2 protein-coding genes are annotated in these 1,494 nt (G+C 27.7%); both read left to right on the top strand.

Annotation, left to right across the window (positions count from 1 at the left end; all coding sequences use genetic code 11):
• Positions 1-145: 145 nt before the first annotated feature.
• Positions 146-448: a hypothetical protein gene (locus E4F24_RS13930; protein WP_140937649.1), complete on the top strand. Its 303-nt coding sequence runs from the start codon at positions 146-148 to the stop codon at positions 446-448.
• Between the two features lie 4 nt (positions 449-452).
• Positions 453-770: a hypothetical protein gene (locus E4F24_RS05385; protein ID WP_140937648.1), complete on the top strand. Its 318-nt coding sequence runs from the start codon at positions 453-455 to the stop codon at positions 768-770.
• Positions 771-1,494 lie beyond the last annotated feature (724 nt).

Below are 1,494 nucleotides of genomic sequence, written 5' to 3'. Positions count from 1 at the left end.
AATAAAAACGAACGAAATCAACAAAAGAAGACAGTTGTATAATCAAGAAAAATTAATAAATTTATAACACGAAATCCTCCTTAAGGTTTTGAACAAAAATGTCCAATTTAGTTTGAAGACGTACAATACCATATCACTAATAATAATGAAAAGTTTAAAAATTACAATTAATAATAGCGATATTATCAATCTAAATTGTTTCTATAGTAATGTTATACTTCAAAGGACAGAGAACTTTTACTATCTATTATTATTCGGTGGTGATGAACTAAAAAACAGATTTAGATGGAAGACTATAATTTTGAGGGAAGGAGATAAAATTAATATAAAGGTTGTAAATCTTGATATCGGAACTGCACCTAATAAAAAGGAGTCAGTAGATATCCATAGTATAAAAACAGAATTTGAGGACCTTAAATTGGAACTAAAAAATAAAGGGGTAATATAGAGCTATGTTTGGAATAAAGACTAATTGGGAGAAAAAAGATTATAGGATTCCAGAAACTATAGTATTTCATTTGGATCAAGATGTATTTTCTCTTCAATCAGAGTATCTATCTATCTGGAAATTAAGTAAAGTAGGAATTGAACTTGATTTAATAGTATCTGACTTCGATAATCCCAGTAATAAACTATCTGATAACCTTGAGGGAGCATATATTGATTTAGATTATAAAAATTTAGTTCATTCAGAAGAATGGGAATGGGAAAAAAAGCTGGAAGAATTTAGACGATTGGAAGTAATTTTAAAAAAAGAAGGTATCATTTAAATTCAAAATTTTTATAAGTAATTGTGTGAAACAATAATTTTATCACACAATTACTTTGCTTTTATATAAATGAGTCTATTAAATAAAAAATTTTCAATCAGTTTATTCTTCATATTACTGGTATCAATAGTATCCTTAAATGTAGACCATTTTGTAGACAATAAACTTACCCCCAAGTGGTACGTCTCTATTTTAATGTCTATAGTAGGAGGTATATTTATATTATTTAAACACCGTAGTATTATTATTGAAAAAATAAGCTTTTCGATAATAATACTGCTTTCCTACATATTGATTAGAGGGTACTTTTCGGATATTCCTATAATGGAGATAAACGTATTGTTATCCTCTCTTTTATTATATCTCTATTTTCAAGAAGACATTATTCCGACAGAAATAACAAATCAGATTTTCATCATTGTTTCTATTATAATGGCTGTATATGGGTTATTGCAATACACACTAATTTTACCAACGATGGACGATTTTCGTATTTTAGGGTCATACGGAAATCCATCTGGTTTAGCGGCTAATCTTTCTTTTACATTTCCTTTGCTGTTTTTTTTAATAAATAGAAAAAAATTATTATTTAGCATTATGTATGCGCCCGATGAACTACATATTTGATTGCTCGATACTTTTCTTATAGTTCTGCGGATAGAGATCCTTTAATTTTTTATGGTTGATCGACATGATATTTTGTAGGGTATGTTTTAGCCACTGA

Origin of the sequence: Sphingobacterium lumbrici (assembly GCF_006476045.1) — a bacterium.
GTDB lineage: Bacteria > Bacteroidota > Bacteroidia > Sphingobacteriales > Sphingobacteriaceae > Sphingobacterium > Sphingobacterium lumbrici.
The sequence above is the reverse complement of the archived record's forward strand: the minus strand, read 5'-3'. Positions and strand labels throughout refer to the sequence as shown.